11 protein-coding genes are annotated in these 8937 nt (G+C 71.3%); all 11 read left to right on the top strand.

Features of this window, described 5'->3' with window-relative positions; genetic code table 11:
• The coding region (locus ACXJKR_RS16790; protein WP_457323787.1) for a serine hydrolase domain-containing protein at window positions 1-738 on the top strand (738 nt) is incomplete at its 5' end.
• A gap of 104 nt (window positions 739-842) precedes the next feature.
• On the top strand, window positions 843-1583 hold the full coding sequence (locus ACXJKR_RS16785; RefSeq protein ID WP_457323786.1) for a hypothetical protein: 741 nt from the start codon (window positions 843-845) through the stop codon (window positions 1581-1583).
• Window positions 1584-1693: 110 nt separating this feature from the next.
• Entirely contained in the window at window positions 1694-2314 is a 621-nt protein-coding gene (ccmA, locus tag ACXJKR_RS16780) for a heme ABC exporter ATP-binding protein CcmA (RefSeq protein WP_457323785.1), read from the top strand.
• Window positions 2314-2976: a heme exporter protein CcmB gene (gene ccmB, locus ACXJKR_RS16775; protein WP_457323784.1), complete on the top strand. Its 663-nt coding sequence runs from the start codon at window positions 2314-2316 to the stop codon at window positions 2974-2976. Before ccmA ends, ccmB begins: the two co-directional genes overlap by 1 nt.
• Window positions 2977-3729: a heme ABC transporter permease CcmC gene (gene ccmC / locus ACXJKR_RS16770; protein ID WP_457323783.1), complete on the top strand. Its 753-nt coding sequence runs from the start codon at window positions 2977-2979 to the stop codon at window positions 3727-3729.
• A gap of 91 nt (window positions 3730-3820) precedes the next feature.
• Complete coding sequence (gene ccmE, locus ACXJKR_RS16765; protein WP_457323782.1) at window positions 3821-4243, top strand: cytochrome c maturation protein CcmE; 423 nt, start codon at window positions 3821-3823, stop codon at window positions 4241-4243.
• Window positions 4240-6165, top strand: a complete 1926-nt coding sequence (locus tag ACXJKR_RS16760) for a heme lyase CcmF/NrfE family subunit (RefSeq protein ID WP_457323781.1) — start codon at window positions 4240-4242, stop codon at window positions 6163-6165. The genes ccmE and ACXJKR_RS16760 overlap by 4 nt, the downstream gene beginning before the upstream one ends.
• Complete coding sequence (locus tag ACXJKR_RS16755) at window positions 6162-6686, top strand: DsbE family thiol:disulfide interchange protein (protein ID WP_457323780.1); 525 nt, start codon at window positions 6162-6164, stop codon at window positions 6684-6686. Before ACXJKR_RS16760 ends, ACXJKR_RS16755 begins: the two co-directional genes overlap by 4 nt.
• Complete coding sequence (locus ACXJKR_RS16750; protein ID WP_457323779.1) at window positions 6679-7044, top strand: cytochrome c-type biogenesis protein; 366 nt, start codon at window positions 6679-6681, stop codon at window positions 7042-7044. The genes ACXJKR_RS16755 and ACXJKR_RS16750 overlap by 8 nt, the downstream gene beginning before the upstream one ends.
• Window positions 7041-7670, top strand: a complete 630-nt coding sequence (locus ACXJKR_RS16745) for a tetratricopeptide repeat protein (RefSeq protein ID WP_457323778.1) — start codon at window positions 7041-7043, stop codon at window positions 7668-7670. The genes ACXJKR_RS16750 and ACXJKR_RS16745 overlap by 4 nt, the downstream gene beginning before the upstream one ends.
• Window positions 7671-7716: 46 nt before the next feature.
• The coding region (gene chrA, locus ACXJKR_RS16740) for a chromate efflux transporter (protein WP_457323788.1) at window positions 7717-8937 on the top strand (1221 nt) is incomplete at its 3' end.

The raw sequence follows: 8937 nt of genomic DNA, 5'->3' as shown, positions 1-8937 counted from the left end.
GGCCTGCCCTCCGGCCTGCCCCGCAATGGCGCCGGCGACTGGGCGGGTAAGGACGACGCCCTGCGCATCGCCTGCGGCCTGCCCCTGGCCGCTGCGCCGGGCGCGCAGTTCCGCTACTCGGACGTCAACTACATCCTGCTCGGCCTGATCGTCGAACGCGCCAGTGGTGTGGCGCTGGAACGCCTGGCCGAGCAGGCCCTGTTCCAGCCCCTGGGCATGATGGACAGCGGCTATCTGCCGCTGCGCCGCATGGACGCCTCACGCGTCGCACCGACCGAGAAGTTGCCCGGTGGCCAGGTGCTGCGCGGCGAGGTGCACGACCCGACCGCCCGCAAGATGGGCGGCGTGGCCGGCCATGCAGGCCTGTTCACGACGACGGCGGACCTGGCCCGCTTCGCGCGCATGCTGCTGGCCGGCGGCGTGGGCGAGGACGGCCGACGCCTGCTGTCCGAGCAAAGCGTGGCCCTGCTGACGAYGCCGCAGTCCCCGCCCGGCCTCGCAGAGCAGCGCGGCATGGGCTGGGACATCGCCTCGCCCTATGCGCGCCCGCGCGGCAGCCTCTATCCGCCCACCAGTTTTGGCCACACCGGCTTCACCGGCTGCGCCTTCTGGCTGGACCCGACGAGCCGCAGCTTTTTCGTGCTGCTGTCCAACCGCGTGCATCCAACCGCAGGCACCAATGTGCTGCCGCTGTATGGCGAGCTGGGTACGCTGGCGGCGCKGGCGGCGGGTTTGTAGGCGGATAAGCCAAGCCCATCGCGCCACAGCCCGTTTCGTCGCATGGGCCATGCCTCATGCGCGCGCCGACCTAGATTGCATGCCTTCAATGGCACAGGATCTGCATGAACCCCATGAGGCGTGACTGGTCGAGACGGGTCTTGCTCGGCGTGCTGGCGGCTGCGCCGGCTGCCACCAGGGCGGCGCTGGCGACCCAAGGCGAGGTGTTCGTTGTCTCCACCCTGTACTCGCGGCACAAGCTGGTGCCGGCCTATGGCCTGCCCGTGCTCCGCCAGGTCATCGAGGCCGTGAAGCCCGATGTGCTGGTGTTGGACGTCACACCCAAGGAACTGCGCACCCGCAAGGTCTGGCCCGGCAAGGTCGAGTACCTCGACGTCATCTTTCCCTACCTCGATGCCACCGGCATCCCGGCTCTGGGATCGGAACCGGACGAAGCCTTGTTCAATCAGCTGACGGGCTCGGTGGGCCAGGCTTACAAGGCCTTCGGTGAGCGGAACCCGGCCGGCGCCAAGGCGCTCGACGAGCTGAAGCAGGCCACGTATCGCGCGCTGGCCAGCGGGTGGAGCTCTGCTGCCGACGTGAACAGCGAGAAGACGGACCGGCTGGTGGCTGCGCTGCGGGAGATCGAGGAGGGCCTGGTGGGCCAGGAGGCTGCCCAGGTGCAGGCCCAGTGGGATCAGCACCACGCCGATCGGCTGCGCGACGCCGTGCACGCGCATGCCGGCAAACGGGTGCTGATGCTGGTGGGCATCGAAAGCCGCTACCGCGTGCTGCGCAACCTGCGGTCTGCGGACGAGATTCACCCGACCGACGCCGAGGCGTGGCTGCGGCGCGCCGGACTCTGATCCCGCGCCCCGAAGCCTGACGGCTTGAGCGCGAAAAGCAGCGCCAACTGAAATAGCTCAGTCGTTTTGCTTCGTTGGCGCCGCATGGCCCGCTGCCTAGAGTGGCGGGCATGTCTCTCGCCCTCGCTTCCCTTTCTGCGCCACCCGTGCTCATCCTGCAGCGCGTGGGCCAGTCGCGTGGGGCGCGGCCGCTGTTCGAAGAGATGGACCTGGCCCTGCATCCCGGCCAGCTGCTGTGGGTGCAGGGCGCCAACGGCAGCGGCAAGACCAGCCTGCTGCGGCTGATCTGCGGCCTCAGCGCGCCGCGCGCGGGGCGGGTGCATGTGGAGCGCGAGTTGCTCTACATCGGCCACCGGCCCGGGCTCAAGGACGTGCTGTCGGTCATCGAACAGCTGCGCAGCAGCGCCGCGCTGGCCGGGCGTCCTTGCACTGAAGGACAGGCTCTGGCGGCACTCGCGCCGGTCGGCCTGGACGACGCCGCCGGGCTGCGCCTGGCCCAGCTGTCCGAGGGCCAGCGCCGCCGCGTCGCCCTGGCGCAGTTGTGGCTTCCCCGGGTTGCACCGCTGTGGGTGCTGGACGAGCCGCTCGCCGCGCTGGACGCCGCGATGGCCGATCGCATCGCCCAACGCCTGGATCGGCATGCGGATGAAGGCGGCAGCGTCGTGTTCACCAGCCACCAGGCCCTGCCGCTCAAGCGCAGCGTCCGCAGCCTGCAGCTCGGGAGGCCTTGATGGGCGTCGCTCTGCAGGCCGCCGCGGCGCTCGCCCGGCGGGAGTGGTCCAGCACGCTGCGCCAGCCGGCCGAATGGCTGACGCCTCTGGGCTTCGTCGTCGGCGTGGCCGCCATGTTTCCCCTGGGTCTCGGGCCCGAGCCGGCTAGGCTGCGCGAGCTGGCGCCGGGCCTGCTGTGGATTGCCGCTCTGCTGGCCAGCCTGCTCGCCCTGCCGCGCCTGTTCGCACCCGACCTGGCCGACGGCAGCCTGGAGCAATGGTGGCTGGCGCCGCTGCCACGCCCTTTTGCCGTGGCGCTGAAGCTGGCCGTGCACTGGGCCTTAAGCAGCCTGCCGCTGGTGCTCGTCACGCCGCTTCTGGCGCTGGCCTTCGGCATCGACAACCCGACGCCACTCGCGCTGAGCCTGCTGCTCGGCACACCCGCCTTGGCGCTGCTCGGCGGCCTGGGCGCGGCGCTGGTGCTGCATGCGCGCGCCGGCGCCGGCTTGCTGGCCCTGCTGCTGCTGCCGCTGGAGGTGCCGGTGCTCGTCTTCGGCACTGCGGCGGCCCAAGGCGGTGCGAATGCAGACACCGCCCTGCTGCTGCTCGGCGCCTGGCTGGCCGTGCTGCTGGCCCTCGCCCCCTGGGCCACCTCGGCCGCTCTCTCACTGATGTTGGATTGAATGACCACCCCGCACCCGCTCTGGCGCTATGCCAGCCCCGCCCACTTCCTGCCGCTGACCGGCCGGCTGCTGCCCGCGCTGTGGCTGCTGGCAGCACTCGGCATAGCGACCGGCCTCACCCTCGGCCTCTTCATCGCGCCCACCGACGCCCAGCAGGGCGAGGCCTACCGCATCCTCTACCTGCACGTGCCGGCGGCCTGGATCGCCATGGTCTGCTACGGCGCCATGGCCTTCTGGGCGCTGTGGGGCCTGGCCTGGAAGACGCGCCTGGCCTTCGTGCTGATGCGCGCGCTGGCGCCCACCGGCGCCCTGTTCGCCGTGCTGACGCTGCTGACCGGCTCGCTCTGGGGCCGGCCGACCTGGGGCACCTGGTGGGTCTGGGATGCACGCCTCACCTCGGCCCTGCTGCTGGCCCTGCTCTATGTCGGCTTCATCGCGCTGACCTCGGCGGTCGACACGCCCGACGACCCGCGTCGTGGCGACCAGGCCGGCGCGCTGCTGGCGCTGGTTGGCGCGCTGAACCTGCCAGTGCTGTATTTCTCGGTCAGCTGGTGGAACACCCTGCACCAGGGCGCCTCCATCACAGCGCGCGGCAGCGCGATCGCGCCGGAGATGCTGGCGGCGCTGCTGCTGTCGACGCTGGGGTTCTGGGCCTATGCCGGCGCTGTCGTGCTGGCGCGGGCGAGGCGGCTGCTGCAGGCCCGGGTCGAGTCCGAGGCGCGCTGGCCACGTGCGCTTGGGAGCCTGACATGAGCGAGCTCTTCGGCGCCCACGCGTTCTATGTCTGGGCTTCACTCACGGCCGTGGCCCTAGGCATCGCCGTCGAGCTGTGGTCCCTCCGCCGATGAAACCCCGCCACATCCGCCTCCTCGGCCTGCTCGCCATGCTGGCCCTGCTCGCAATGGCCGGAGGCCTGGTGCTGAAGGCCTTCCGCCAGAACCTCGTCTTCTTCGTCACGCCCAGCGAGATCGTGCGCGGTGAAGCGTCGGCCGGCACGCGCTTTCGGCTCGGCGGCATGGTGGCGCCTGGTTCAGTGCAGCGCGGCGCCGACGGCCTGATGAGCTTCACGGTCACCGACGGTGCACGCGACGTCGCCGTGAGCTACCGCGGCCCGCTGCCCGACCTGTTTCGCGAAGGCAAGGGCGTGGTCGCGCAGGGCAAGCTGGCCGGCCTGGGCTTCGTCGCCGACGAGGTGCTGGCCAAGCATGACGAGAGCTACATGCCGCCCGAGGCTGCCGCGGCGCTCAAACAAGCGAGCGCAAGATGACGCCCGAACTCGGCCAGTTCGCACTGCTGCTGGCGTTGGCGGTCGCACTCGCGCAGGCGCTACTGCCGCTGTGGGGCGCACAGTCCGGCCGCACGCGCTGGATGGCTCTTGCGCGGCCCCTGGCCACCGTCGGCTTCGGCCTCGTCAGCACCGCCTTCGCCACGCTGGTCGCCAGCTTCATCCAGCTCGACACCTCGGTCGCCTACGTCGCCGCCAACGCCAGCCACGAGCTGCCGCTGGGCTATCGCATCACGGCGAGCTGGGGCGGGCACGAGGGCTCGCTGCTGCTGTGGGTGTGGATGCTGGCGGCCTGGGGCGCGCTGGTGGCCGCCCGCAGCCGCAAGCTACCGCCCGCCTTCGCGGCGCGCGTGCAGGGCGTGCTTGGCGCCGTGGCGGCTGGCTTCCTCGCCTTCATCGCCTTCACGTCCAACCCCTTTGCTCGGCTGCTGCCCGCGCCGCTGGAGGGCCGCGACCTGAACCCGCTGCTGCAGGACCCCGGCATGGCGGCCCACCCGCCGCTGCTCTACATGGGCTATGTCGGCTTCGCGGTCGGCTTCGCCTTCGCGGTGGCGGCCCTGCTGGACGACGCGCCCGACGCGCGCTGGACGCGCTGGGCCCGGCCCTGGGTGCTGGCCGCGTGGTCGGCGCTGACGGGCGGCATCCTGCTCGGCAGCTTCTGGGCCTATTACGAACTGGGCTGGGGCGGCTTCTGGTTCTGGGATGCGGTCGAAAACGCCGCCTTCATGCCCTGGCTGCTGGGCACCGCGCTGATCCACTCGCTGGCCGTGGCCGACAAGCGGCCGGGCTTCCTGCGCTGGAGCCTGCTGCTGGCGCTGCTGGCTTTTTCGCTGTCGTTGCTGGGCACCTTCCTCGTGCGCTCGGGCGTGGTCAGCTCGGTCCACGCGTTCGCGAGCGACCCGTCGCGCGGCCTCTTCATCCTGGCGCTGCTGGCGCTGGCCGTGGGCGGGTCGCTGACGCTGTACGCGCTGCGCGTGGGCCGCCTGCCCGCGGCCGAGGGCTACGCTTTCGGCTCGCGCGAATCGCTGCTGCTGCTGAACAACCTGCTGCTGGCCACGGCCACGGGCACCGTGCTGCTGGGCACGCTCTACCCGCTGGCGGCCGAAGTTATCTCGGGCACCAAGCTGTCGGTCGGCGCCCCCTACTTCGATACCGTCTTCCCGCCCATCATGCTGCCCCTCGTCGCCCTGCTCGTCGTCGGGCCGCTGGCGCGCTGGCGGGTGGCGGCACTGGGTGCCGTGAAGCCGTTGCTGCCGCTGGCATTGACCGCGCTCGCGAGCGCTGCGGTGCTGGCCGTCGCACTGCAAGGCTCGCTGTGGCTGGCTGCCGGCATCGCCACCGGCCTGTGGGCGCTCGGCGGCACGCTGTCACTCGCCTGGCACCAGCGCGCCGCCTGGCGGCACAGCCTGCCGCTGTGGCTGGCGCATGCCGGCATCGCCGTCTTCGTGCTGGCCGTGACGCTGGTGCGCAGCCTGGAGCAGGCGCATGACCTGCAACTCGCGCCTGGCGAGCAGGTGCGCGTGGCAGGCCATCTGCTGCGCTTCGAAAGGCTGGAGGCCGTGGACGGCGCCAACTACCGCGCCGCCCGGGCCAAGCTGGTGTGGCAACACGGCGGTGAGGTCATCACGCTGTCGCCGGAGAAGCGCGTCTATACCCGTCGGCAGTCTGCGATGACCGAGGCGGCCATCTCGCGCGGCCCGTGGCGCGACGTCTACGTCAGCCTGGGCGATGCCGATGTCGACGGGCGCTGGGCGCTGCGCCTGCAGATCAAGCCCTTCATGAGCTGGGTGTGGATCGGCGCGCTGCTGATGGCCGTCGGCGGCCTCTGGGGCGCACTCGCTCGGGGACGCAGCCCGCGCGCCGAGTTGCAGCCCAACTTCGTCCCCGCGCTCTCGACGCCATGAAACCCAAGCTCGCCACCCTCGTTCCGCTGCTGGCCAGCGCAGCCCTCGTTACGCTGCTCGCACGCGGCCTGAACCGAGATGCCCTGGCGGAGCCCACTTCGCCCTTGATCGGCAAACCTGCTCCCGTGCTCGACCTCGAGCGCCTGGACGGCGAAAGCCTGGCTTTGCAAGGCCAGGTCTGGGTGCTGAATGTGTTCGCCTCCTGGTGCGCGCCCTGCCGCGCCGAGCTGCCGGTGCTGGGTCAGCTCGCCGAACAGAGCGGCGTGCGCGTCGTCGGCCTGGACTACCGCGACACGCCCGAGCTGGGCCTGGCCTTCCTGAAGCGCCACGGCAACCCGTATGCGCTGACCTGGCTGGACCCGCAAGGCAAGGGCAGCCTGGCCTGGGGCATCACCGGCGTGCCCGAAACCTTTGTCATCGACCGTCGCGGCGTCGTGCGGCTGCGGCTCACGGGGCCGGTCACGGCGGAGGACCTGAACAAGCGCCTGCTGCCCCTGATCGCGAGGTTGAAGCGTGCGTAGCCTCGTCGCGCCCCTGCTGCTGGCCGCGGCCTTCAATGCCCGGGCTGAAGACCTCGATACCCGCGTCGAACGTCTGGCTCAGGAGCTGCGTTGCGTCGTCTGCCAGAGCCAGAGCGTGGCCGAGTCCAGCGCGCCGCTGGCCGTCGACATGAAGCGCCAGCTGCGCGAAGGCCTGGCCGCCGGCCGCAGCGAAGTCGAGCTGCGTGAGGAGCTGGTGCAGCGCTATGGCGAGCAGGTGCTCTACCGCCCCGCCCTGCACGCCGGCACGGCGCCGCTCTGGTTCGGGCCGCTGGCACTGCTGGCCATCGGTGCCGGTGTCTATCTGCGCCAGGGCCGGCGGCGCGAGGAGCCGCGGTGAGCCTATTCATCCTCGCCGCCGTCGTGTTGACGCTGGCCTCGCTGCTGCCTCTCGCGCCGGCCCTGCTGGGCCCCAACAGCCCACGCGCATGGCGCACCGCTGCAGTCCTGGGACTGGCCCTGCCGCTCGCTGCCAGCCTGCTCTACGTCCAACTCGGCCGACCCGACGCCATCAACCCGCCGCCTGCGCTGCCCGCCAACCCCGTTCAGCAGATGGTGCAGCGCCTGGCCGACCGTCTGCAGCGCACGCCCGACGACGCCGAAGGCTGGGCCCTGCTGGCCCGCGCCTACGAGCAGTTGGGCCGCCCGCAGGACGCCCTGCCCGCCTACGCGCAACTCGAACGCCTGCGCCCCGCCGACCCGCAGCCCTTGAGCCAGCACGCCGTCACCCTCGCTTTGGTGCAAGGCCGGGGCCTCGCTGGTGAGCCCGAGGCGCTGCTGCAACGCGCGTTGAAGCTCGACCCGCACCATGTGCCCACGCTGGCCCTGCTCGGCAGCGCCGCCCATGAGCGCGGCGACACGGCGGCGGCTGTGGGCTACTGGCGCCGCGTGCTGGCCGAGGTGCCGGCCGACAGCGACATCGCCGCCTCGCTGCGCGACAGCATCGCGAAGGCGCAGGCCCGTTGAACAGGCCCTACATTGCGGCTGACCGTCTTCAGCCCGGAGCCCCGCCATCGACTCGCCGCCCCGCCCCGTCAGCTTCTGGGAAGCCTTCCGCTTCTGGCTCAAGCTCGGCTTCATCAGCTTCGGCGGGCCGGCCGGGCAGATCGCCATCATGCACACCGAGCTGGTCGAGCGCCGCCGCTGGATCAGCGAGAAGCGCTTCCTGCATGCGCTGAACTACTGCATGGTCCTGCCCGGCCCCGAGGCCCAGCAGCTCGCCACCTACATCGGCTGGCTGATGCATCGCAGCTGGGGCGGCATCGTCGCCGGCGCGCTGTTCGTGCTGCCGTCCCTCTTCATCCTCGTCGCGCTGGCCTGGGTCTACATGGCCTGGGGCAAGCTGCCCGTCGTGGCCGGCCTCTTCTATGGCCTCAAGCCCGCGGTGACGGCCCTGGTCGTGCATGCGGCCCACCGCATCGGCACGCGGGCGCTGAAGAACGGCTGGCTGTGGGGCATCGCTGCCGCCGCCTTTGTCGCCATCTTTGCGCTGGACGCACCCTTCCCGCTGATCGTGCTGGCCGCTGCCCTCATCGGCCACATCGGCGGCCGGTTGGCGCCGCAGGTTTTCGCCCTCGGCGGCGGCCACGGTGCTGCCAAGCAGGGCTACGGCCCGGCCCTCATCGACGACGACACGCCGACGCCACCCCATGCCCGCTTCAGCCGCAGCCGCCTGGCCCGCGTGCTCGCCATCGGCCTCGGGCTGTGGCTGGCCGCCATGGCCGGCCTGGTCGCCGCCCACGGTTTTCAAGGCGCGCTGACGCAGATGGGCTGGTTCTTCACCAAGGCCGCGCTGCTGACCTTTGGCGGCGCCTATGCGGTGCTGCCCTATGTCTACCAGGGCGCCGTCGAGCAGCACCAGTGGCTGACCGGCACGCAGATGATCGACGGGCTGGCCCTGGGCGAGACGACGCCGGGGCCGCTGATCATGGTGGTCGCTTTCGTCGGCTTCGTCGGCGGCTGGGTGAAGCAGCTCTTCGGGCCGGACTCGCTCTTCCTGGCCGGCGCCGCGGCGGCGAGCGTCGTCACCTTCTTCACCTTCCTGCCGTCCTTTGTCTTCATCCTGGCCGGCGGCCCGGTCATCGAGTCCACGCACGGCAAGCTGCAGTTCACGGCGCCGCTGACGGCCATCACGGCGGCAGTCGTCGGCGTCATCCTCAACCTGGCCGTGTTCTTCGCGTATCACGAGCTGTGGCCCCAGGGCTTTGGCGGGCGCTTCGACGCGGTCTCGGCC

The organism is Roseateles sp. P5_E11 (assembly GCF_054049355.1).
Note: the sequence above shows the minus strand (reverse complement) of the source record. Positions and strands in the feature narration are given on the sequence as shown.

Coding starts and splice junctions, on each gene's coding strand:
- ccmB (WP_457323784.1), top strand. CDS start 2,314: ATGGGCGTCGCTCTGCAGGCCGCCGCGGCGCTCGCCCGGCGGGAGTGG.
- ccmE (WP_457323782.1), top strand. CDS start 3,821: ATGAAACCCCGCCACATCCGCCTCCTCGGCCTGCTCGCCATGCTGGCC.
- ACXJKR_RS16785 (WP_457323786.1), top strand. CDS start 843: ATGAACCCCATGAGGCGTGACTGGTCGAGACGGGTCTTGCTCGGCGTG.
- ccmA (WP_457323785.1), top strand. CDS start 1,694: ATGTCTCTCGCCCTCGCTTCCCTTTCTGCGCCACCCGTGCTCATCCTG.
- ccmC (WP_457323783.1), top strand. CDS start 2,977: ATGACCACCCCGCACCCGCTCTGGCGCTATGCCAGCCCCGCCCACTTC.
- ACXJKR_RS16755 (WP_457323780.1), top strand. CDS start 6,162: ATGAAACCCAAGCTCGCCACCCTCGTTCCGCTGCTGGCCAGCGCAGCC.
- ACXJKR_RS16760 (WP_457323781.1), top strand. CDS start 4,240: ATGACGCCCGAACTCGGCCAGTTCGCACTGCTGCTGGCGTTGGCGGTC.